Origin of the sequence: Ectothiorhodospira sp. BSL-9 (assembly GCF_001632845.1) — a bacterium.
Lineage (GTDB): Bacteria > Pseudomonadota > Gammaproteobacteria > Ectothiorhodospirales > Ectothiorhodospiraceae > Ectothiorhodospira.
Genome location: NZ_CP011994.1, coordinates 2,683,143 through 2,704,148, shown reverse-complemented (window position 1 = coordinate 2,704,148; position 21,006 = coordinate 2,683,143). Strand labels below are relative to the sequence as shown.

Sequence of the window (21,006 nt, the reverse complement as noted above, 5' to 3'; positions counted from 1 at the left end):
TACAACCCCGGTTAGAGCTTAACCCCCCTGTCAGGTGGTCCAGTGGATGGGGTCCACTTCAGGTTGTTCCTGGCCACCTTGGCGCTGACCTCGGGCCCCGAGATATAGGAGTGTTCACCGCTGCCAAAGGTCTTCCAGTGCCAGCCCGGCGGCGAGTGCAGGAGCGACCGGACCTCGATGCAGACGAACTCTAGGTACTTTTGGCCGACCTCAAAGGTTTCGCCCTGATGGGTGAAGCGGCTGACATGGCTCTCCTCATCGTATTCGGCGCGAATCAGCGTGTCCTGCAGATAGCCAAACAGCACCCGGGCAGCGCTGTTGTTGACCACGAACACCGGGGCACCACGCTTCAGCTTGGAGAACTTCTCGCGGTTCCAGTAGAAGCGGTTCTGGTTGGCGGAGAAGAGGCGCTTGAAGTTCTCCTGTACCAGGGGTGGCTTCTTTACCTCGTAGACCATGACGGTCAGGTCGGTATCACCGATCTGGCGGGGATTGCTGACCACAGCGAACTCGCGCTCCTTGAGCGCCTCCACAAAGGGCTCATACAGGGCCTGCTCCAGCGCTTCCGGATCGACGCGGTGCTGCTTGGTGTAGGCCAGCGCCTCCGCCATCAGCTGCTTGGGATCGAAGCGACGCCCTTGGTGCAGGCATGAGAAGCGCTCACCAGGCGGAACACGCTGACCGCTCGCATCGATGGTGCGGATCACATCGGTGCGCGTCAGCTGCTCTATTGCCTGCTCAATGCTCATGCTTGATTCCTTATCACCTGGCAATTTAGCCCAGCGTCTCCCGGATTCTTCTCGTTCACGACAAAACCTTGGGCTCCATAGGGTGCCAGGGCGGTCTCCATTTTGGACCGCAGGCGAGTAGCCAGACGTTTGAAGTCCCGTTGATTCCAGGTCAGCAGCAAAACAACCTTAAGCTTTGGAGATTGTGGCCAAACGATGTTAAAGCGTGCTAGCTCAGGTTCACCTTCCCGCTGGGCGACGGTGAGCGCCGCCAGGGTATCGCGGAGCTTTTCCTCGACTTCATCGACGATAAACGGCTTGCGTCGCGCCACCTGCACCGTGGACTTCAACCCTTGTTGCTCAACCCACTGCCTGGCCTGGATGACCTCAGATGGATCCGTTCCTGAGAGTCGCGGACGGTTTTCTGGCTCATAGCCCTCGCAATCTTTGACTTCGATCCACCAGTGGGTGGGGCCACCATCGTGGGCCAAGATATCCACTCCCTTGGGGCGACTCTTCATCCGCTGGCGATGCCAGGAACTGTCGTCGTACTTGGCCAGCTGCCAGCCCTCGGGAAAGTGGAAGGTAAGCTGGCCCTCTGTCACTTCAGGCATTGACCAGCTCCATCTCGCGATCATACTGGGCCAATTCTTCATCCAGACTGACCAGATGCTCCAGGCCACTGAGGTGGTCGGCTACCTCGATACGCTCAACCAACCCCTCACCGCGAACCAGGGCAAAGTAGCGCTGCGCCACTGCCTGCTGACGAGTCAAGAGATCAAGCTCCTTGAGCAGGAAGTAGCTGTGGGTGGCGATCACCACCTGTATGCCCTGCTGGCTGAGTGTTACGGCTGCCTGGGCCACCAGCTTGATCAGCTTGGGGTTGAGGTTCGCCTCGGGCTCATCCCAGAACAGGTAGCCCTTGTCGAGCAGCGAGCCGGTAGTAATCAGGCGGGCGAGCATCGCCAGCTTACGCAGCCCTTCGGCCACCAGCGGCATCTCCAGGTTGCCTTGGCCGGGAATGCGCAGGTAGAAGCGCCCGTTCTTGTCCAGCACCACCTTGCCGCCCATGGCCTCCTCCAGGGGTGCCACAAGCTCGGCCACGGTCTTTTCCCGAGTGCCCTTGATGGCCGGCGCCCCCAGCAGTTTACAGAGGTCGATGTGGTGCTCTTCGATATCCACATGGCGGCTTTCATAGAGCGGCAGCAGCCAGTGGTACTGACTGAGCAGCTCCCGAGTAGGCATGAAGACCGGCGCTTTTTCCTGCCAGGCCCCGGGCAGCCCATCGATCTTGACCTCGGTCTGCGAGCGGGTGCTGAAACTGAAGGCGGTATCCAGCGCGGCCTGTTCAAAGGCGACGGAGACCTTGCAGGTCTGCGCCCCCTGGCGGCGACTGGCCAGGCGACCCAGCGACTCGGGCCGAAATACCTTGATCAGCTTGTCGGCAATTCCCTTCTGCAGTAGCACCTTGGTGGGGTCGGTCACGCTCGGCTCATTGCCCTGCTCATAAGCGTTGGCGATCACGCTATAGGCGACCTTGAGCAGATGCGACTTGCCGGTGCCGTTCTCACCCACGATGACGTTGAGCCCCGGCGCGAAATCCAGCCGCGCCTGGGGAAATAGCGTGAGGTTATCAAGTTCCAGCCGCTTCAGCATGCCGCCTCCTAGAGATCAAAGCCGATCTGTTCGCCAACATGCCCAATCTCATGAGACGCCGCCACGATGGCATGCCAGGAACCAATCAGCTCGTTGTAGGCCCGCGCCTCCTCGGCCCACTTCTTGCGCTCGCAGAGGGTGTAGAGGTGGTACGACAGCTGACGGATCGACTCTCCCTTCTCCGGCATCTTGGCCAGCAGCTCGCCGGCGGCGGATTCACCATGGTTCTGCAGGCGGCGGATCATCTGGTGGCAGGCCTCCCACACCAGCGTGCGCTTGTCGGTGGTGGGATCCCAGTCGGACTGGTACTCGCCCCACTTGAGCAGGCGGACCTTGCCGCCGCCCGACTCGACCACACCGGCCTGGTTGACGCCATCCACGCTGGTGCCCTTGGCGCGCGCCAAGGTATCCGCCTCACCGAAGGGCCCGGCGCTCCAGGCATACTGGTCGAACCAGCTGGCACAGAACTGGGTATCGGCATCGAAGTTGCCGGAATCCGGCGTCAGGAACTCGGTAATCGCACGGTTGATCAGCACCAGGGCATCATGAACACTCATCCGCGACCCATCTTGATTCAGCACGGCCTCGTAGCGGGAGTAGATGGCCATGCCGGGACCGATGGCGGCCTGGGCGAGGTCCACCGGGGCGATGGGTGTCTGGCCGGTCTCGCCGCCGATCATGGTTTCCAGGGCTTCGGGCATTTCTTCGCGCAACTGGCGCTGGAAGTCGCGGCGGGAGATGGTCCCGGCGTTGGGGAGGCGTTTGCGGCAGACCAGGACGATGGAGGAGGCCAGGGCGTTGGTGCCCATTCCTATCATCCGGTGGGTTTGCTCACTTCGCATCGGCCAGGTGCCGTCAATGGAGAAGCCAGCTTGGATGACTGCCTCCAGAAAGGTCACCCAGCCAGTGCTAGTGGTACTGCCTTCCTTGGTTTCCGATTGCTTGAAGGCGTAGTAAATCGTGACCGGGAAGGCAGGATGAGCCTGCACCGCCAAATTATAAACAGCACGGGTCATGCCATCCATAAAGAAAGCCTCAGCATCCTCCTTGCTGCCATGGCGATAGGGAGTAGCCACCAGCTCCTCCGCTTTGGGTACTGCCATGGTGCCGAATAGTGCTGGATAGATATTGCGTAGTGATCGACGCATCCAGACATAGAAGAAATCGGATAGGTCGGCATAGCCGATATTGTCATAATAAGGAGGATCTGTTGAGACAACCGTATTCTTGCTCGCTTCCTGTGCGGATGCATCGAGCTGTAATGAAGTGCCACTTGCAGCCGGGATGCCAAGCTTCAGTATGCATTTGACTTGGTACTCAAGATTTGTAATAAAGCCACCAACAACATTACCCATTATATTGGCTTCACCAAAATCCCAAATCATCGGAATGGCTTGCCGAGAAAATAGATACATAATCTTTTCATTACCTTGACGCCACCCCACTAGAGAGTTATTAAAATCAGCACAGCGATCAAGGCAGAAGGTTAGATAAATTACCACCGCATCCCCATACGCCGTCGCCCCCGATCCACCTTGGGCCAGTGGCATATCATCGGGATCGAGACTGCCTTCATCCAAACCCACCCCGCGTCGGGTGGAGGCATTGGGGTTTGCCGAACGATAGTCGGCAATGACCTTTTCTCTGGCTTCCTGCACCAGATCGGAGAAGGTGGTGAGGGCTACCAGTTGGCGGGAGGTGAAGAGGTCCAGAAACTTGGTCATTCCATACTCAACAACATTAGTTCTCCCGGGCCAGTGCGATATTTCAGTTTCGGTGAAGCGCTCTCCTTCTTCTGAATTAGCAATTGACTCTACATCTTCACTTGGTGATAAATAAATACGCCCGGCTTTCCCTTCCAGAACCATCGCCATGAGCTTTTGGCCCATTCGACCATTTTTGGCTTCAGCTCGGATGTATTTAAAGGGAATGGCTGTCTGACTCAAAATGCAGGTGCCACCACTTCGAACAACAGTACCCTGCAAAGCTATTTCAGATGGTGGACCAAGCCTGACTTCAAACCGATATCCCCCCCCCTCAATAACTGGCTCAACCCATGCCTCTTTCCCCTTTTTTGACGACAGCACAAAAGAGCGGACCAACGGCACATCCACATGACTGAACGCCGGATTCGGACTCTTCACCGTCCTCGCCCACAACCAGGCGATCACAGTCAGTTCCTCACCAAGATAGGCTTTCAGATCAGGCCGTTCGGCCACCATGTCCGGTGTGATCTTCACCTTGGGATACAGATGCCCAATGCGCTTAAAGGCTTCCTCCCGCATCCAGTGCCCATAGCGGCGCACATCCTCGGCCAAGCCCTTGGCGCCCGACCAGTCGTCATACATCGTCTGCTGCTTTTCACTATCGGGAATCGGCCCCACCGGCGGCTGGCCAGCAAACTTAGGCGGGATCTCGATCATCGCCTTGTTGATCATCACCGCCACCGGGTTCAGGTCCGAAGCATAGCTTTCCAGCCCCAGACGCTGGGCCCCCAGCGGGATGGCGCCACCGCCGGCAAAGGGATCGTGGAAGGCAGGCAGCTTTTCGGGATTGAACAGTTCAGCCGCCTGGGGATGATTACGGTTCAGGTGGCAGGTTTCCCGCCAGCTTTCCCAGATGGCCTCCCGAGCACGGCCCAGGACTTCCTCGTTGTTGGTGTTCTCCCATTTCACCAGGTCGCGGATGATCTGAAACAGCTTTTCTCGCTTGATCTCCGCCTCCTGCTTGTTCACCCCGTAACCCAGTTCTCGCTGGTAGCCGGGGTCGTTGACCAGCTGCGCAAAGAGCACCGCCCGTGCCGCCGCCAGAGGTCGCCGCGCCCACCACAGATGCAGGGTGCTGGGGTGGCCATGCCGGATCGACTTCTCACGGGCGGCCGCGACGTTAATATCGTCCAGCGGCAGCGCGACTTCGATCAGCTTTTTGGGACATTTGATGGCGGTCATTCCAGCTCCAGCAGAAGGGAAAGGGTTTTCCTGACCCGGTCGGCATCCGCTGCGGACAACCGGCCCAGCTCTCCCCGGATCAGGCGAGCATCCAGAGTGAACAGCTTGCAGCGCACCACCGAGGGCGCGGGTAGGCCGGCGGCTGCAAGATCCTCAATGGGGCAATCCAGTGGCCATGATGGATTCTTGGAAGAGGTGATCATGGCTAAGACTCCATGCCCCGCGGGCGCATTAAAGGTGGCCGCACTAGAGAGCATCAATGCCGGGCGGTTCTTGGTGGCGGTTCGGTCGGTGAACGGAAACGGCACACGCACCACCTGCCAGCGCTCAAAGGTCACGATAGGCTGCCTCATCCGCTGCCGAGGCCCATTCGCTGAGCGTGCCTTCCAGAGCCCTGAGATATTCGAGATCCAGCGGCTGCACCCGGCGCACAGTGGCGCTGCCGTCTTCTTGCAGCTCCCAGGCCAGCAAGTCGCCGGGGCCGACCTGCAGCGCGGCACGGATATCGGCGGGAATGGTGGTCTGGCCCTTGGTGGTAATCTTGGCGATGGCGGTCATGGTATGCCCTCCTTACTGTAAGGCACCATGATTCTAGGTTGCCGTCGAGCCCTTGGCCAGCAGTTCACCTAGATCGTAGTTGATGCTGGCCACACCAAAGTCGGGCTCGCTCGCAAAGGGCTTCTGCACATAGTAGGGCCCTTCCACGCGCTCCCCCTCCACGATGACGATGGCCAGCCAGAATTTATCGGCCTGGTTGAGGCCGTAGATGATCTCGTTGCGTGAGACGGTGATGGTGCTCTGCCCCTTGGCGCGGCCCTTCACCTCGATGTGCCGGTCGGGCAGGATCGAGCCATCCGGGTTGGCCGGCGGGCGAGCGGTCACGTCCCAGCCGCACTTCTGATCGGAGACATCGAACACCTGGTGGCCCATGGCACGCTCGGCGTCCATCACCGCCTGCATGGCCAGCAGCTCGATGCGGGCGCGGGACTGGGCGTCGACGCTGAACTGGGTCTCGCCCCGGCGCTGGGCCAGCAGACCTTGGGGGATCACCAGGGCGCCGCCGATGACCACGGGGGTGCTGGAGACCACCTGCTTCATGGCGTCGAGCTCGCGGCGTCTCTGGTTGAGGCGCTCGGTGAGTTCATCCACGCGCCGACGCGCCATCTCCGGCCGCATGCGTGGCTGCTTGCCAGCCTTCATGTCGTCGGTGAGCTTGATGTAGCGGTCAGACCAGTAGTTGATCTCCTTGACCAGCCGCTCATTGACGGCGTTGAGCACCTTGTCGGCGTGGCGCTCGCGGCGCCCCTTCACCTCTCGGAAGTGCTCGGGCACCAGGGCTTGCACGGCATGGTTGAGCGCCAGGGCCTCCAGGTCGCCAGTGATCCAGGGTGAGGTGGACCCCAAGATTCGGACCAGGGGTTAAGCTCTGATCATTCCGACAGGAGAATCTGATCATGAGCAGGAAACGCAAGCAATACAGCGCCGACTTCAAGGCCAAGGTGGCCCTTGAAGCCCTCAAAGGGGAACAGACCACCTCGGAGCTGGCAGCCCGCTTCGAGATCCATCCGACCATGGTGAGTCAGTGGCGGCGTGAGTTGCTGGACAAGGCGACGGGGATCTTCGAGGGCAAGGGTGGGGGCAAGGCGGCCCAGAAGACTCAGGAGGAGATCGACACCCTGTACCGTGAGATCGGCAAGCTGACGGTGGAACGCGATTTTTTATCACGCAGGCTCGGTCGTTGAGCCGGGCCCAGCGACAGGCCCTGGTGGAGCCGCAGGCGGTTGATGTCAGCGTCCGGCGACAGTGTCAGTTGCTCGACATCAGCCGTTCTTCGGTGTACTACCGGCCCAAGCCGACCCAGGATAGCGACCTGGAGCTGATGCGCCTGATTGACGAGGAATACCTGCGAAGGCCGTTCTATGGTTCGCGGCGGATGAGGGCCTACCTCAACCGCTTGAGCCACCCGGTAAACCGCAAGCGAGTCCAGCGGCTGATGCGCCAGATGGGCCTGCACGCCGTGTATCCGAGGCCGCGCACCAGTCGACCGGGCGAGGGCCACCAGATCTATCCCTACCTGCTGCGGGATCTGGTGATCGATCGTCCCAACCAGGTCTGGGCGACCGATGTGACGTTCATCCCGATGGCCCGGGGGTTCATGTACCTGGTGGCCATCATGGACTGGCACAGTCGTCGTGTGCTCTCCTGGCGTGTGTCGAACACCCTGGACACCGACTTCTGCATTGATGCCCTTGAGGAGGCTCTGGCACGCCATGGGCGACCCGAGATATTCAACACGGACCAAGGCTGCCAGTTCACCAGCAAGGCGTTCACCCAGGTGCTGAAAGACCACAAAATCCAGATCAGCATGGACGGTAAGGGCTGTTACCAGGACAACATCTTTGTGGAGCGGCTCTGGCGCAGCGTGAAGTACGAGTGCGTCTACCTGAAGGCCTTTGATAATGGCGTCCACTTACGCCAGGATCTGAAGCAGTACTTCACCTGGTACAACGCCGAGCGGCCCCATCAGGGGCTGGACGACGCAACACCGGATGAGGTTTACTTCAACCAACCTCTGACTCGGGCGGCCTGACGCCTGAGAGCTACAACCCCGGTTAGAGCTTAACCCCCCTGTCAGGTGGTCCAGTGGATGGGGTCCACTTCAGGGTGCCTGGAGTATGTCCTGCACCAGGCTCAGGTCGTAGTCGTCGATGGGCTGCATGTCCAGATGCGGCGCCCAGCCGGCATGGGTTGCCCTGCCCTGCTCGTCGATCTCCACAAACTGCAGGCGACGCGAGACCACCCGAGGCGAGCCGTTGCTCTGGTTCTGCACCTCGCGCACCGAATGGTCGACCATGAACAGCATCTTGGGCTCTTCACTGTCGTCATTGGGGTCCACCAGCACGGCACCCTGCTTGAGCTTGCCGCGGTGGGCCTGCAGCACCAGGTCGGTGGTGGCATGCATCAGCGGGTGCATGGGGTGGATCAGGTCGGCCATGGGTTTGCCGGGCAGGCGCACGTGCTCCTTTTCGAAGCAGATGCGCTCGTACTTGCGCAACACCGGGGTACGGCTCTCGCCGATCACCCGGTCGCGCTCGCGAATGGCAGCGGGCACGTGGCGCACCTCGTAGCGGCCGGGCTCCCGAGGGCGCAACTCCCCGCGCAGGAGCTGGAATGCCTCTGTGAAGAAGGCGCGGATGAAGTAGGGCTGCAGCTTGCGCGCCTCGGCCTTCTCCATCTCCTCCTTCACCGCATAGAGCTCCTCGAGCCCCATGTGCTGCTCGACCAGGGCGTTGCGACGGATGATCTCCCTGAGATGGTCGGTATCCAGGGCGCCGTCGATCACCTGCTCCAGGCGCGCCTTCACCTCGGCGGACTCGCCGTAGCGAATGGCCTCGACCAGCAGTTCCTTGAGTGAGGTGTTTTCGAAGGCCTCGCCAAGGATGTCGAAGACCTTACCGCCCAGGGCGCTCTTCTCAACCTCCAGCTTGTCGAACAGTTTCTGAAAGACCGCACCTTCGCGGGTCTCGTTGGCCACCAGGTTCCATAGGTGGCAGACCTCGGTCTGGCCGATACGGTGGATACGGCCAAAGCGCTGCTCCAGGCGATTGGGGTTCCAGGGCAGGTCATAGTTCGCCATCAAATTGGCGTTCTGCAGGTTGACGCCTTCACCGGCGGCGTCGGTGGCAATCAGTACCAGCACGTCGGGGTCGTTGCGGAATTGCTCCTGGGCCTTGCGTCGGTCGTCGCGGTTGGTGCCACCGTGGATGGTGATCACCGCCTCGGGACGGCCCAGCAGGCTGCGGATGCGGTCGACCAGGTAGTTCAGTGTGTCCTTGTGCTCGGTAAAGATGATCAGCTTGCGGCGGCTGCCGCAGGCGGTGTACATCTCCGGGCTGTCCTGCAGCAGGTGCGAGAGCTCCTCCCACTTGCGGTCGCTGCGGGAGGCCACCAGCTGAGAGGCCTGTTCTTCCAGATCCTTGAGGATCAGGATCTCGGCCTCAAGCTCGGGTACGGTTTCTGCCGCGGTGGCCTGATCCACCACCTGCTCGGCGTAGCATTCGTACTCCTCGGCGCTCAGTTCCTCATCCAGTTCGTCCAGGTTTTCCGGCAACTCGATCTGCTTTTGAACGACATAGGTGCCCAACGTGGAAGCAGAATCACCCTCCCGCACGCACTGCCCCCGGGCCATGAGCTTCATCTCGTTGAGACGATCCTCAAGCTTGCGCCGGCGGCGCTTCAGGGACTGATAGATCGCCTCGGGGCTGGAGGCCAGTCGACGCTGCAGCTGTGTGAGTGCGAAGCCAACGGTGCCCTTGCGCTTGCCGGAGAGCGCATCGGCACGATTCATCTCGTTACGCACGTAGTCGGTAACCTGCTCGTACAGCGAGGCCTCGGCGTCGGAGAGGTGGTAGTTGGCGGTGTAGGCCCGGCGCTCGGGGAACAGCGGGGTGCCGTCGAACTTGAGCAGTTCCTCCTTGACCATGCGCCGCATCATGTCGGAGACGTCGACCTTGTGGGCGCCTTCGCGGAACTTGCCGTAGAAGCGGTCGCTGTCGATCAGCGACAGCCAGATCTGGAAGTCCTCTTCCTTGCCGTTGTGCGGCGTGGCGGTCATCAGCAGGAAGTGGCGGGTGATTGAGCCAAGCAGCTCGCCAAGCTGGAACCGCTTGGTCTTGTTGATCTTGTTGCCGAAGTAATTGGCCGACAGTTTGTGGGCTTCATCGACGATGATCAGGTCCCACTCGGTGCTGACCAGCTTCTCCTGGTAGAACTCGTTGCGCGAGAGCTGGTCCAGGCGGCAGATCAGCTGGTCCTGCTCATTGAAGTAGTTGCCGGAGGCACACTGCTCCTGCTTCTCGCGGCTGAAGATCTCGAACTGCACGCCAAACTTCTCCAGCAGCTCATCCTGCCACTGGTCGGTGAGCCCGCCCGGAGAGACGATCAGGATGCGCTTGGCGTCGGCGCGCATCAAAAGCTCACGGATCAACAGGCCGGCCATGATCGTCTTGCCGGCGCCGGGGTCGTCGGCCAGCACGAAGCGCAGCGGCTGACGGGGCAGCATCACCTCGTAGACGGCAGAGATCTGGTGGGGCAGCGGCTCCACGTTGGATGTGTGCACCGCCATCATGGGGTCGAACAGCGCCGCCTGACTGATGCGGTAGGCCTCCAGGCCCAGCTTGAAGTCGGACCCCGGGGCATCGAATGCCCAGGCTCGACCGGCCTGGGCCAGTGACAGGCTGGGTTCGTTGTCACGGAACAGCATCTGCTCGTGAACGCTGCCCTGACCATCCTTTGGAGGCCTGCGCATGGACGTGGTGATGTACATGACCGGAGCGCTGGAAACCTTCGAGAAGATGGATAAGCAGCAGCTGGCCACCACCGTGTTCGAGATTGCAAAGCTCGGCGAGAGCGGTCTCTCCATCAACGACCCTGCCAAGCGCTACACGCTGAAGTCACTCTCGGGCGATTTCTCTGGCCTACAGTTGCTGTCGATGATGCATGTGGGCCTGAAGCAGATTGATCCCTCGATCGACTCCCAGTCAGGTCTGGATGCCGAGTACGACGCCGCGAGGAAAATGGCAGGCAAGTAGGTGGTGCAGGCCATGCCAGCGATTCACCCTGAGACTGACTTCCCAAGAATCACGCAGTGATGCCGGGCACCTGCCAACCGGGTGCCGCAACAACCGCAGGCGCTGGCAGAAAATTCTTCGTCCTTGTCGCTGTCCCCTGCGACGATCTGCCCCAGGGTGCGGCGGACCTCGGCAATACCCTCACGGATTTCCTGCTGAAGTGGATCCCATCCACTGGGTCCCGTGCTCGGCTGATGTCTCGAGCCTGCTGGCCCTCAAGGCCCAAGTCCAGCTGCCTGGATGCGTTTGTTTGTTGATCAAATATTCAACAGCGCGAGCAAGCTCAGCACGGCTGCCCGCCGTCCACTCCCCGTGGACCCAGAGCGACAGCCCATCAGGGAGGACACGATTCTGGAAGGCCATCAATAACTCGACGATTCTCCCGCAACGCACCAGGCACCTCAACCTTCCATGCGCGCGCCAATACCCGAAAATCCCCATTCTCCCGATAGACCATAAACGCTTGGGGACGCCCCGCCCCCGCCCTACCATGCCCTCATGAACGCCCTGACCTCCTGGATCACACGCTCACTGGGCCATCAGGCAGGCAGAAGCCTTCACGGCACGGACGCGGTAGGATCGCCATCGCTCCTGATACCGATCCAGGACGCGCAGACCCTCTTCACACCCACACACCGCCAGGCCGTGCTGGCCCAGATTGCCAGGTTGACCGGCCTGCCCGGCCCACATCATCAGGCCTTGGTGCTGTGGCCAATCCGGCAATACGCCAGCTTCGTGCAGCAATTGCCCGCCTCCCAGGCCCACCATCATGCGGGCCTTGGCGGACTACTGGATCACACCCTCGAGGTTGTACACCAGGCACTGCTGATCCGCCGGGGGCGATTGCTGCCGATCGGCGGCGAGCCTGAGCGCATTGCCAGGCAGCATGATCTGTGGACCTATGCGGTGGCCATGGCTGCCCTGCTCCATGACCTGGGTAAACCGGCGGTGGATCAGTGGGTCACCCTATATTGGGCCGATGGCCAATCCATCGGCACCTGGGATCCACTGGCCGGCCCCATGACAGGCGTGCCGCGCTGCCAGGCCTACACGGTGACCTACAGACCACGGCGGCGTCATGGCTTTCATGAGCGGGTCACGCCCCTGCTGGTCCATCACATCATGCCGACCCGCGGATTGGCGTGGCTGGCATCGGACCAGGCGCTCTTCGCCCAATGGGTGGGGACCCTTGCCGGTGACATGAATGAAGCGGAAGCGATTCATGAAGCTGAGAGTCCACCAGAAGCGGCCGGATGGAACCAACGTTCATCGGTATCTTGTGAAGGGGGCGCGGCGTCAATCGGTGGTCAAGGGGATCGTCCTGCCCGACGTTGCCATGGTATTCCCGGGGAGCGGAAAGGCAGCCTCGGTGAATCCGCATCTGGAAACATCCGGGTAACCCGAATGAACCGGGCGATTCTGATCCCTGACTTTCCGAGACGGCGGCGAGGTTTAACCTTTTGGGGGAAGTCGTTAGCTGATTGGGTTGAATCGGCGCGGGGGACCAGTTGGGGGACTAACACCTGCCACACCAACAAAAAAGCCCCTCAAATCAGGGGCTTAGATGCATCGTATGGCGGAGAGAGAGGGATTCGAACCCTCGATGGGCTTTTGACCCATACTCCCTTAGCAGGGGAGCGCCTTCAGCCGCTCGGCCATCTCTCCGGGATGAGGACTTCATTGAAGGCCGATATGGTACCTGCTTGATGAGCCTTCGTAAAGAGTAGAGTGCACCGCAACCCGGAGAGGGTGGGGCGCCTTGCGAATCGCCCGCCCTGCCCTGTCCGGGTTCGGTCATTCAGCTGGCAATGACTTCAGGGCTGGTTGTTATCGGCTACGTAACCATCGGGATCCTGCTCGCGCTGAATGCGCTCGTAGATTTCTTCCCGATGCACGGCAACGTCTTTGGGTGCATTGATGCCGACGCGAACCTGGTTACCCTTCACGCCCAGCACGGTCACGGTGACTTCGTCACCGATCATCAGTGTTTCGCCTACCCGACGAGTAAGAATCAACATTTCCTTTTCTCCAATCTGAACTTCAATCACCTTGGTTTTATAGTAAACCAGACTCTATGGCCTGGTGCCAATCGGCCATCATGGCCGATTTCAACCTGGATGGACCTCAAGAAACCGGATGTCCTCCGCCGGCATCCTGGGCCCAGTCAATACGCATTACGCTGCAGGTGCCCGCTCCAGTTCAAAGGCATCGTGCAGTGCGCGCACCCCCAACTCCAGGTATTTCTCGTCCACCACCACGGAGATCTTGATTTCCGAGGTGGAGATCATGCGGATATTGATGCCTTCAGCCGCCAGGGCCTCGAACATCTTGCTGGCAATGCCGGCGTGGGAGCGCATACCCACGCCTACGATCGAGATCTTGACGATCTTCGGATCCCCGGAGACCTCTCGTGCATCCAGTTCCTCGGCACGGGCGCGAACGATGCCCATGGCTTTGTCGAAATCATTACGGTGAACCGTGAAGGTGAAGTCAGTGGTGCCATCGGCTCCCACGTTCTGCAGGATCATGTCCACTTCGATATTGGCCTGAGCCACCGCGCCGAGAATGCGGTAGGCCACGCCGGGCTGGTCGGGAACGCCCGTCACGGTCAGTTGAGCTTCGTTCTGGTTAAAGGCGATTCCGGAAATGAGCGCCTGTTCCATGCTCCCTTCCTCAAAGGTGATGAGCGTGCCGTCTCCTCCTTCCTGGAAGGAGGATAGAACACGCAAAGGTACATTGTATTTTCCCGCAAACTCCACAGCACGGATCTGCAGGACCTTGGAACCCAGGCTGGCCATTTCCAGCATCTCCTCGAAGGTGATGCGTTCCAGTCGCCGTGCCTGGGGAACGACGCGGGGATCGGTGGTATACACCCCATCCACGTCGGTGAAGATCTGACATTCGTCGGCCTTGAGGGCTGCTGCCAGGGCCACGGCCGTGGTATCGGAACCACCTCGGCCCAGCGTGGTGATATTGCCCGACTCATCGACGCCCTGGAAACCGGCGACCACCACCACCTTGCCGTCGGCCAGATCACGACGCACCCGGGCACCATCAATCTCCTGGATGCGTGCCTTGTTGTGGGCACTGTCGGTACGTATGTGCACCTGGGCACCCGTATAGGAGCGGGCCGGGCATCCCTTGGTCTCAAGCGCCATGGACAGCAGTGCAATGGTCACCTGCTCGCCAGTGGACAGCAGCACGTCCAGCTCACGTCCATCGGCGTCGCTGCGGATGCCGCGCGCCAGGCCCAGCAGTCGGTCGGTCTCCCCGCTCATGGCGGACACCACCACCACCACGTCATGCCCCTGGCGACGAGACTGACTCACGCGGTCGGCTACGTGCTGGATGCGTTCCACGCTTCCCACGGAGGTGCCGCCGTATTTTTGAACAATCAATGCCATAGTGTTCTACTTGGGTATCAGATTTACATTAGACAACAGTCGCAAGGGTGCACGAAAGGACTATTTCCGTACCAGGCGCCCAAGCCGCTCATCAAGCCGAGGAACGGGGCAGAAAGGCAAGGCTCCAGGGCGGACATCAAAGACGTGACTCCACCCAGCCCTTCACGGAGGCCAGGGCTTCATCCAGCGCCTCCGGACGATTTCCACCGGCCATGGCCATGTCGGGCCGACCACCGCCCTTCCCGCCCACCTGCTGGGCTACCTGATTCACCAGCTCGCCTGCCTTGATGGTGCTGGAATGGCTTGCGGTCACGCCAGCCACCAGGCTCACCTTCCCATCACGGGCGGTGGCCAGCACGATGATGGCTTCGCCCAGCTTGTTCTTGAGTTGGTCCACGGTCTCGCGCAGTGACTTGGGGTCGGCTTCATCCATGCGCGCCGCCAGCACCTTCACGCCGTTCACGTCCACCGCCTGGTCCGTCAGGCTGGAGCCGGCCTGGGACGCCAGTTTGGCCTTCATGGCCTCAAGCTCCTTTTCCAGGCCGCGATTGCGGTCAAGTACCTGCTGGATCTTCTCGGTGAGGTCACCCCGGCCAGCGCGCAGCATCCGGGCGGCCTCGTCCAGCTGGTTTTCGGTGTCATCCAGGTAATTCAGGGCGTTTTCGCCTGTCACGGCCTCGATACGGCGGATGCCGGAGGCCACCCCGCCCTCGCTGATCACCTTGAATACACCGATATCACCGGTGCGCTGAACATGAATGCCGCCGCAAAGCTCCACCGAGAAATCTCCCAATGAGAGCACGCGCACCTCGTCGCCGTATTTTTCCCCAAACAGCGCCATGGCACCGGCTTCCATTGCTTCCTTGATGGGCATGATGCGGGCTTCGGCGGGGGCATTGGCGCGAATCGCGTGGTTGACCATGCGCTCGATACGGACCAATTGCTCGCTGCTCACGGGCTCAAAGTGGGAGAAGTCAAAGCGCAGCCGATCCGGGGCCACCAGGGAACCCTTCTGCTGCACATGCTCGCCAAGTACCTCGCGCAGGGCGGCATGGAGCAGATGGGTGGCCGAGTGATTGAGCACCACGGCGCGACGACGTTCGCCATCCACCCGGGCGGTGACGGCGGAATCCGTATTCAGCGTCCCGCGCAGCATGGTGCCTCGATGGATGAACACCCCACCCTGCTTCACCGTGTCGTTCACCTGGAACAGCCCGTCAGGGCCTTCGATAAAGCCGGTATCGCCCACCTGACCACCGGATTCCCCATAGAACGGGGTCACATCCAGCAGCACACTGCCTTCGCTGGAGTCATTCAGGCTGTCCACGGGCTTGCCGTCGCTTCCCGCCAGGCGCAGCACCCGGGCCTGCTCCTCGATGTGTTCATAGCCCACGAACCGGGAGTCCGACACCCCTTTGGCCACCGCACCGACATCGGACATGCGGAAGCTGCTGGCGGCCCGGGCACGGTCACGCTGCTGGTCCATTTCGTGTTCGAAACCGGCCATATCCAGTTCCAGGCCCTTCTCCCGGGCAATGTCGCCGGTCAGGTCCACCGGGAAGCCGTAGGTATCATAGAGCTTGAAGATCAGGCCGCCGGGGATGGTCTTGTCGGAGATTTTTTCCAGCCCCTCTTCCAGGTGCTTGAGGCCATGCTCCAGGGTTTCGCGGAAGCGCTCTTCCTCTTGCAGGAGCACCCGTTCCACCTGTTTCTGGGCCTTGGCCAGTTCGGGATAGGCTTCGCCCATCTCACGCACCAGGGGCTCCACCAGGCGGTGGAAGAAGGGGTCGGTCATGCCCAGCTTGTGTCCATGGCGGGCGGCGCGGCGGATGATCCGGCGCAGCACGTAGCCCCGGCCTTCATTGGCAGGCATGACACCGTCGGTGATCAGGAAACTGCAGGAGCGGATGTGGTCGGCGATCACCTTGTAGGAGGGCGAATGAGTGTCCTCACTGCCCATGATGTGACCCACCGCATCCAGAAGATTCTGGAACAGGTCGATTTCATAATTGGAGTGAACCCCCTGCAGAACCGCGGCCAGGCGCTCAAGGCCCATGCCCGTGTCCACTGAGGGCTTGGGCAGGGGGTTCAGATTGCCTTCACTGTCCCGGTCGTATTGCATGAAGACCAGGTTCCAGATCTCGATGTAACGGTCGCCATCAGCCTCGGGCGAACCCGGCGGGCCACCCCAGACGCTGGGACCATGGTCATAAAAGACCTCGGTGCAGGGGCCGCAGGGACCGGTATCCCCCATCTGCCAGAAGTTATCGGAACCGCCACCAGGATCATCACCGATGCGGGTGACCCGATCCCTGGGCACGCCGATCTCCTTCACCCAGATATCGTAGGCCTCGTCGTCCGTCTCGTAGACCGTCACCCAGAGTTTGTCGGCGGGCATCTTGAGCACCTGAGTGAGGTACTCCCAGGCATGGTGAATGGCATCACGCTTGAAATAATCGCCAAAGCTGAAATTGCCCAGCATCTCGAAGAACGTGTGATGCCGCGCCGTATAGCCCACGTTCTCCAGGTCGTTGTGCTTGCCACCGGCGCGCACGCAGCGCTGCGAGGAGGTTGCCCGCTGATAGGACCGCTGCTCAAGCCCCAGGAAGGTCTCCTTGAACTGCACCATGCCTGCGTTGGTGAACAGCAAGGTGGGATCGTTCCCGGGGACCAGCGGGGCCGAGGCCACCACTTCATGGCCCTTGGAGCGGAAGTATTCGAGAAAACTGGTTCTGATATCGGCGCTTTTCATATCTTGCCTACTTCATTCATGACCCGGCGGATGACTTCCGCGGAAAAACCCCGGCTCTGCAAAAAACGCATCTGCCGGGCGCGTTCCCTGTAGTCCCGGGGTGGCTCGCCGGCGAAGCGGCGTTCGTAAACATCATGGGCCTGAACCTGCCAATCCACCTCTGCTGCCTGCAGGGCCTGCTGGGCCTGAGCCTCGTCGATGCCGCGCTGGCGCAGATCGGCAAGGATACGCAGAGGGCCTTGCCCCTGGCGGATTCGGTAACGTACAAATTCGCTGACGAAACGGGCGTCGCTGAGCCAGCCCTCGGACTCGAGGTCATCGAGCGCCGCGTCCACACTGTCCCTGGCAAAACCCCGTGCCGCCAGCTTGCCGGCGAGCTCGTAACGACTGTGCTCGCGACGCGCCAACAGACGCAGGGCGCTCTCCTGAGGATCCTGTTCAGCCTTCTGCGGCTTGGCTTTCGCTACTGTCACTCTCAACAGGCTTCCGCTTGGGCATGTGCTTGTCGCGGATCTGGGACTCGATATCCGCGGCGATCTCCGGATGTTCCTTGAGGAAGTTACGGGCGTTATCCTTGCCCTGGCCAATGCGTTCCCCCTTGTAGCTGTACCAGGCGCCTGCCTTGTCGACGATGCCGTCCTTCACGCCCATGTCGATCACTTCGGCCAGGCGGGAGATGCCCTCGCCATAGAGAATCTCGAAGTGGGCTTCCCGGAACGGCGGGGCCGTCTTGTTCTTGACCACTTTCACCCGCGTTTCGTTGCCGATCACTTCGTCGCCTTTCTTGATGGCGCCGGTACGGCGGATATCCAGCCGAACGGAGGAGTAGAATTTGAGCGCATTGCCACCGGTGGTGGTCTCGGGGTTACCGAACATCACACCGATCTTCATGCGGATCTGGTTGATGAACACCACCAGGGTGTTGGAACGCTTGATGTTGGCGGTGAGCTTGCGCAGGGCCTGGGACATCAGGCGGGCCTGCAGGCCCACGTGGGTGTCGCCCATCTCGCCTTCAATCTCGGCCTTGGGGGTGAGTGCGGCCACGGAGTCCACCACCACCACATCCACGGCGCCGGAACGCACCAGCATGTCGGCGATCTCCAGGGCCTGTTCACCGGTGTCGGGCTGGGAGACCAGGAGATTGTCCACATCCACACCCAGCGCCTGGGCATAGGTCGGGTCCAGGGCATGTTCCGCGTCCACGAAGGCCGCCGTGCCGCCCTCCTTCTGGCATTCGGCGATCACCTGCAGCGTCAGCGTGGTCTTGCCAGAGGACTCGGGCCCGAAGATCTCCACCACGCGACCGCGGGGCAGACCACCCACACCCAGGGCAATATCCAGGGCCAGGGACCCGGTGGACACCACCGACACATCACGCACCACGCTGGAATCGCCCATGCGCATGACAGCGCCCTTGCCGAACTGCCGTTCGATCTGGCCCAGTGCCGCGCTCAACGCCTTTTTACGATTCTCGTCCAAGATCCTGCCCTCTCGATCATCCCTAGTCATGTGGTTTGGCACCGTCCACGGCGCCCTTAAACAATTCCGGAAAGCGTGGGAGTATCTCACACTCCCGCCCTCCGTCGCCAATCCCGAACACGGGGGGTTAGCGGCGTTCCAGCAGGGTTTGCAGGCCCTCCAGCACCCGCGCGACGCTCTGCCGTCGCACGGCTTCCCGATCCCCCTGCAAGTGGAGACATTCACCATGAACGGGCTGGTCTCTGAGTCCCCAGGCGACCCAGACCGTGCCCACCGGCTTGTCGAGGGTCCCGCCCCCGGGGCCGGCGACACCGCTGACTGCCGCTGCAAGATCAGCGCTGCAGTTGCGCAAGACTCCGTCCACCATGGCCTGCACGGTCTCGCGACTCACGGCGCCGGCGGCATCCAGGGTCTGCTGAGGCACCTGCAACTGTTCCCGCTTGGCGGCATTGCTGTAGGTGACAAAGCCACGATCGAACCAGGCCGAGCTGCCGGGAATGTCGGTGATCACCTTGGCGATCCAGCCCCCGGTGCAGGATTCAGCCAGGGCCAGCTGCCAACCACGCGCCAGAATCAGGTCCCCCAGGGCCCTGGCACGCCCCTCCAGAGCGGAGTCGTTGAGGGCGGTCATCACAGCATGCGCTGAATCTTGGTGGCCACCACATAGCCCAGGCCTTCCGGGTCCACCCGCAATACCTCCACTTCCGCATTTAGCGGCGCTACCAGGGCCTTGATCGGTTCAATCGCCACCGCGAGCTGCATTCCCACTGGCAGCGGATCATCCAGATAGAAGGAGAGGCCGTTCGGGCTTAGATCCCGCCCCAGCCCCTGGTGCTCCCGACCCGAATCCAGCTCCTTCACCCTGACCGGATGATCCACCTGCAAACGCTGGAAATCACGTTTTTCATCCATACCCATGTTCATGCATGCCCCCAGTTCATTAGGTGAATCGATTCGGGCCTCTACAAGCGCGCCCGCGAAATACTATCATGCCGTGGAACGCGAGCCTTCCAGGGCTTGTTCCAGGCGTTGACAGGAGATACCGCGCCATGAAAGATCCAGTCGCCCGGCTCATTGAACAGGTTCGCCTTGACTTCAAGGCCACCGCTGACACCACGGGCCTTCAGTCTCTGGCACCCGAGGTGGAAGCGGCCCTGACCCGGGTGCCCCGGGACCACTTCGTGCCGGCCAGGCAACAAAGTCATGCCTGGGAGAACACCGCCCTCCCCATCGGACATCAGCAGACCATCTCGCAACCCTTCGTGGTGGCCCTGATGACACAACTGCTGGACCTGACCCCCGAGGCGCGGGTACTGGAGGTGGGCACTGGATGCGGCTACCAGACCGCCATCCTGGCGGAGCTGGCCCGGGAGGTCTTTACCATTGAAGTCATACCGGAACTGGCCGAGGGCGCTCAGGAACGTCTGCGGGCCCTGGGCTACGGGAACATCCATACCCGGGTGGGCGATGGTCATGCCGGTTGGCCGGAGGAGGCCCCCTTCGACGCCATCATCGTCACCGCCGGTGCTCCACGCATCCCCGCCAGCCTTGAAGACCAGTTGCGCCCCGGCGGGCGCATGGTGATCCCGGTGAACTCCAACTGGCAGAGCCAGGATCTGGTGGTGGCCACCTGCAACGATGAGGGAGAACTGGATTGCCAGCGGGTGCTGGCGGTGCGCTTCGTGCCCCTGGTGGGGAAGGAGTCCTGAGCACACCCCCACAGCCACGGGATGACCCCGGGTGTGGGGGCACGGCCCCAGGATGGGCCGTTGGCTCAAAGGAACTGCGGTAACTGCCGCCGGATATCGGCCGGATCCTGAGTGGTGAGGTTCTTGTCGATCTCACCGGCAATGGATTTCTGGGTGACCGCATTCATGCAACCGCGCAACGCTCCGAGGAACGAGGGCGCGGCGATGATGTAGAGCTTGGTAAACTGACCCTTGGCGCGGGCCACGTTGAGTCGCTCACACAACTCCCTCGCAAACCGGTTGGCCTCATGCTTCTTGGGAGGCGTCTCCTTCCCCATGGCATGACGCCCATCGCCACTGCTGTCAAATGTTCGCCCCATTCGGTCGGATTGCAGTTCGTGTTCGTGCAATCGGGCCTCGGGATGCGTGAAGTCTTCCTCTTCCACCAGAGGGCTGAAGGACTTTTCGGCGCTGAAAAACCTGGCCCGACTCGCATCCGCGACGATGACCCATGTTGTCATAGACGAACCTCCTATCTGCGTGACTGAAAAGGCCGAGCCTGAGCCCGGCCGCGCAGCAATCGCTGCGTCATTAACGGAAGAGCGGCCCGGGAGGGGCCATGTATCTCCTCCTGTATGGAGATTAGACGATCCTGATGCGTTGTTCACCGCGCGCTTCCTTCACGCCGGGGCCTTTTAAGGGCATCATCCCGACCATTGCG

Annotated in this window: 21 protein-coding genes, 1 tRNA gene and 1 pseudogene; 5 read left to right on the top strand and 18 right to left on the bottom strand. The window is 61.2% G+C overall.

Annotated elements, in window-relative coordinates; genetic code table 11:
* Window positions 1-11 precede the first annotated feature (11 nt).
* From ECTOBSL9_RS12550 to ECTOBSL9_RS12520, 7 genes are read right to left on the bottom strand one after another with little or no spacing between them, the layout of a single operon-like run.
* Window positions 12-749, bottom strand: coding sequence for a hypothetical protein (locus tag ECTOBSL9_RS12550; RefSeq protein ID WP_063465338.1), 738 nt, complete (start codon window positions 747-749; stop codon window positions 12-14).
* Window positions 746-1,342 carry a hypothetical protein gene (locus ECTOBSL9_RS12545; protein WP_063465337.1) on the bottom strand — a complete coding sequence of 199 codons (597 nt, stop codon included), beginning with the start codon at window positions 1,340-1,342 and terminating at the stop codon, window positions 746-748. Before ECTOBSL9_RS12545 ends, ECTOBSL9_RS12550 begins: the two co-directional genes overlap by 4 nt.
* On the bottom strand, window positions 1,335-2,384 hold the full coding sequence (locus tag ECTOBSL9_RS12540) for an ATP/GTP-binding protein (RefSeq protein ID WP_063465336.1): 1,050 nt from the start codon (window positions 2,382-2,384) through the stop codon (window positions 1,335-1,337). The genes ECTOBSL9_RS12545 and ECTOBSL9_RS12540 overlap by 8 nt, the downstream gene beginning before the upstream one ends.
* An 8-nt stretch (window positions 2,385-2,392) precedes the next feature.
* Window positions 2,393-5,332: a DUF1156 domain-containing protein gene (locus tag ECTOBSL9_RS12535; RefSeq protein ID WP_063465335.1), complete on the bottom strand. Its 2,940-nt coding sequence runs from the start codon at window positions 5,330-5,332 to the stop codon at window positions 2,393-2,395.
* Window positions 5,329-5,685 carry a type II toxin-antitoxin system PemK/MazF family toxin gene (locus ECTOBSL9_RS12530; protein WP_240480979.1) on the bottom strand — a complete coding sequence of 119 codons (357 nt, stop codon included), beginning with the start codon at window positions 5,683-5,685 and terminating at the stop codon, window positions 5,329-5,331. Before ECTOBSL9_RS12530 ends, ECTOBSL9_RS12535 begins: the two co-directional genes overlap by 4 nt.
* Window positions 5,660-5,890, bottom strand: a complete 231-nt coding sequence (locus ECTOBSL9_RS12525; protein WP_063465333.1) for an AbrB/MazE/SpoVT family DNA-binding domain-containing protein — start codon at window positions 5,888-5,890, stop codon at window positions 5,660-5,662. The genes ECTOBSL9_RS12530 and ECTOBSL9_RS12525 overlap by 26 nt, the downstream gene beginning before the upstream one ends.
* Before the next feature lie 33 nt (window positions 5,891-5,923).
* Complete coding sequence (locus ECTOBSL9_RS12520; protein ID WP_063465332.1) at window positions 5,924-6,736, bottom strand: DUF3883 domain-containing protein; 813 nt, start codon at window positions 6,734-6,736, stop codon at window positions 5,924-5,926.
* Window positions 6,737-6,786: 50 nt separating this feature from the next.
* On the opposite strand from ECTOBSL9_RS12520, the gene ECTOBSL9_RS12510 reads away from it, so the two are divergent.
* A protein-coding gene (locus ECTOBSL9_RS12510) for an IS3 family transposase (RefSeq protein ID WP_371258969.1) occupies window positions 6,787-7,922 on the top strand; the annotation gives its coding sequence in 2 pieces (ribosomal slippage) (window positions 6,787-7,063 and window positions 7,063-7,922; 1,137 coding nt in all).
* 69 nt (window positions 7,923-7,991) lie between these two features.
* Here the strand turns inward: ECTOBSL9_RS12510 and ECTOBSL9_RS12505 are convergent.
* Entirely contained in the window at window positions 7,992-10,640 is a 2,649-nt protein-coding gene (locus tag ECTOBSL9_RS12505) for a helicase-related protein (protein WP_240480978.1), read from the bottom strand.
* Here ECTOBSL9_RS12505 and ECTOBSL9_RS12500 point away from each other — a divergent pair.
* The gene (locus tag ECTOBSL9_RS12500; protein ID WP_063465331.1) at window positions 10,639-10,923 is read left to right on the top strand and encodes a hypothetical protein; all 285 of its coding nucleotides are present in this window, start codon (window positions 10,639-10,641) and stop codon (window positions 10,921-10,923) included. The genes ECTOBSL9_RS12505 and ECTOBSL9_RS12500 overlap by 2 nt on opposite strands.
* A gap of 567 nt (window positions 10,924-11,490) precedes the next feature.
* Here the strand turns inward: ECTOBSL9_RS12500 and ECTOBSL9_RS17590 are convergent.
* A complete protein-coding gene (locus ECTOBSL9_RS17590) occupies window positions 11,491-11,706 on the bottom strand; it encodes a hypothetical protein (protein ID WP_240480977.1) in 216 nt (71 codons plus the stop codon).
* On the opposite strand from ECTOBSL9_RS17590, the pseudogene ECTOBSL9_RS17860 reads away from it, so the two are divergent.
* Window positions 11,608-12,129: pseudogene (locus ECTOBSL9_RS17860) on the top strand (TraI domain-containing protein); the annotation flags it as partial. The gene ECTOBSL9_RS17590 and the pseudogene ECTOBSL9_RS17860 overlap by 99 nt on opposite strands.
* 37 nt (window positions 12,130-12,166) lie before the next feature.
* Complete coding sequence (locus ECTOBSL9_RS17855) at window positions 12,167-12,361, top strand: conjugal transfer nickase/helicase domain-containing protein (RefSeq protein ID WP_082829915.1); 195 nt, start codon at window positions 12,167-12,169, stop codon at window positions 12,359-12,361.
* Between the two features lie 175 nt (window positions 12,362-12,536).
* Here the strand turns inward: ECTOBSL9_RS17855 and ECTOBSL9_RS12490 are convergent.
* The 8 genes from ECTOBSL9_RS12490 to ECTOBSL9_RS12455 form a co-directional block, all read right to left on the bottom strand.
* A tRNA-Ser gene (locus tag ECTOBSL9_RS12490) sits at window positions 12,537-12,627 on the bottom strand.
* Between the two features lie 149 nt (window positions 12,628-12,776).
* Entirely contained in the window at window positions 12,777-12,980 is a 204-nt protein-coding gene (gene csrA, locus ECTOBSL9_RS12485) for a carbon storage regulator CsrA (RefSeq protein WP_025281201.1), read from the bottom strand.
* A gap of 156 nt (window positions 12,981-13,136) precedes the next feature.
* Complete coding sequence (locus tag ECTOBSL9_RS12480; RefSeq protein ID WP_063465329.1) at window positions 13,137-14,366, bottom strand: aspartate kinase; 1,230 nt, start codon at window positions 14,364-14,366, stop codon at window positions 13,137-13,139.
* A gap of 136 nt (window positions 14,367-14,502) precedes the next feature.
* On the bottom strand, window positions 14,503-17,118 hold the full coding sequence (gene alaS, locus ECTOBSL9_RS12475) for an alanine--tRNA ligase (protein ID WP_063465328.1): 2,616 nt from the start codon (window positions 17,116-17,118) through the stop codon (window positions 14,503-14,505).
* Entirely contained in the window at window positions 17,115-17,591 is a 477-nt protein-coding gene (locus ECTOBSL9_RS12470) for a regulatory protein RecX (RefSeq protein ID WP_063465327.1), read from the bottom strand. Before ECTOBSL9_RS12470 ends, alaS begins: the two co-directional genes overlap by 4 nt.
* Window positions 17,557-18,597: a recombinase RecA gene (recA, locus tag ECTOBSL9_RS12465; RefSeq protein ID WP_063465326.1), complete on the bottom strand. Its 1,041-nt coding sequence runs from the start codon at window positions 18,595-18,597 to the stop codon at window positions 17,557-17,559. Before recA ends, ECTOBSL9_RS12470 begins: the two co-directional genes overlap by 35 nt.
* 127 nt (window positions 18,598-18,724) lie before the next feature.
* The gene (locus tag ECTOBSL9_RS12460) at window positions 18,725-19,228 is read right to left on the bottom strand and encodes a CinA family protein (protein ID WP_063465325.1); all 504 of its coding nucleotides are present in this window, start codon (window positions 19,226-19,228) and stop codon (window positions 18,725-18,727) included.
* Window positions 19,228-19,509 carry a PilZ domain-containing protein gene (locus tag ECTOBSL9_RS12455; RefSeq protein ID WP_168161562.1) on the bottom strand — a complete coding sequence of 94 codons (282 nt, stop codon included), beginning with the start codon at window positions 19,507-19,509 and terminating at the stop codon, window positions 19,228-19,230. Before ECTOBSL9_RS12455 ends, ECTOBSL9_RS12460 begins: the two co-directional genes overlap by 1 nt.
* Window positions 19,510-19,646: 137 nt before the next feature.
* On the opposite strand from ECTOBSL9_RS12455, the gene ECTOBSL9_RS12450 reads away from it, so the two are divergent.
* Window positions 19,647-20,306, top strand: a complete 660-nt coding sequence (locus ECTOBSL9_RS12450; RefSeq protein WP_063465323.1) for a protein-L-isoaspartate(D-aspartate) O-methyltransferase — start codon at window positions 19,647-19,649, stop codon at window positions 20,304-20,306.
* A 65-nt stretch (window positions 20,307-20,371) separates the two neighbouring features.
* Here ECTOBSL9_RS12450 and ECTOBSL9_RS12445 read toward each other — a convergent pair whose 3' ends face one another.
* A complete protein-coding gene (locus tag ECTOBSL9_RS12445; protein ID WP_063465322.1) occupies window positions 20,372-20,806 on the bottom strand; it encodes a host attachment protein in 435 nt (144 codons plus the stop codon).
* Window positions 20,807-21,006: the final 200 nt, after the last annotated feature.

Excerpts from the sequence above, each read along its gene's own strand:
- ECTOBSL9_RS12550 (WP_063465338.1), bottom strand. The coding sequence starts at position 749 with ATGAGCATTGAGCAGGCAATAGAGCAGCTGACGCGCACCGATGTGATC.
- ECTOBSL9_RS12545 (WP_063465337.1), bottom strand. The coding sequence starts at position 1,342 with ATGCCTGAAGTGACAGAGGGCCAGCTTACCTTCCACTTTCCCGAGGGC.
- ECTOBSL9_RS12540 (WP_063465336.1), bottom strand. The coding sequence starts at position 2,384 with ATGCTGAAGCGGCTGGAACTTGATAACCTCACGCTATTTCCCCAGGCG.
- ECTOBSL9_RS12535 (WP_063465335.1), bottom strand. The coding sequence starts at position 5,332 with ATGACCGCCATCAAATGTCCCAAAAAGCTGATCGAAGTCGCGCTGCCG.
- ECTOBSL9_RS12530 (WP_240480979.1), bottom strand. The coding sequence starts at position 5,685 with ATGAGGCAGCCTATCGTGACCTTTGAGCGCTGGCAGGTGGTGCGTGTG.
- ECTOBSL9_RS12525 (WP_063465333.1), bottom strand. The coding sequence starts at position 5,890 with ATGACCGCCATCGCCAAGATTACCACCAAGGGCCAGACCACCATTCCC.
- ECTOBSL9_RS12500 (WP_063465331.1), top strand. The coding sequence starts at position 10,639 with ATGGACGTGGTGATGTACATGACCGGAGCGCTGGAAACCTTCGAGAAG.
- ECTOBSL9_RS12505 (WP_240480978.1), bottom strand. The coding sequence starts at position 10,640 with ATGCGCAGGCCTCCAAAGGATGGTCAGGGCAGCGTTCACGAGCAGATG.
- ECTOBSL9_RS17855 (WP_082829915.1), top strand. The coding sequence starts at position 12,167 with ATGAAGCGGAAGCGATTCATGAAGCTGAGAGTCCACCAGAAGCGGCCG.
- csrA (WP_025281201.1), bottom strand. The coding sequence starts at position 12,980 with ATGTTGATTCTTACTCGTCGGGTAGGCGAAACACTGATGATCGGTGAC.
- ECTOBSL9_RS12480 (WP_063465329.1), bottom strand. The coding sequence starts at position 14,366 with ATGGCATTGATTGTTCAAAAATACGGCGGCACCTCCGTGGGAAGCGTG.
- alaS (WP_063465328.1), bottom strand. The coding sequence starts at position 17,118 with ATGAAAAGCGCCGATATCAGAACCAGTTTTCTCGAATACTTCCGCTCC.
- ECTOBSL9_RS12460 (WP_063465325.1), bottom strand. The coding sequence starts at position 19,228 with ATGACCGCCCTCAACGACTCCGCTCTGGAGGGGCGTGCCAGGGCCCTG.
- ECTOBSL9_RS12455 (WP_168161562.1), bottom strand. The coding sequence starts at position 19,509 with ATGGATGAAAAACGTGATTTCCAGCGTTTGCAGGTGGATCATCCGGTC.
- ECTOBSL9_RS12450 (WP_063465323.1), top strand. The coding sequence starts at position 19,647 with ATGAAAGATCCAGTCGCCCGGCTCATTGAACAGGTTCGCCTTGACTTC.
- ECTOBSL9_RS12445 (WP_063465322.1), bottom strand. The coding sequence starts at position 20,806 with ATGACAACATGGGTCATCGTCGCGGATGCGAGTCGGGCCAGGTTTTTC.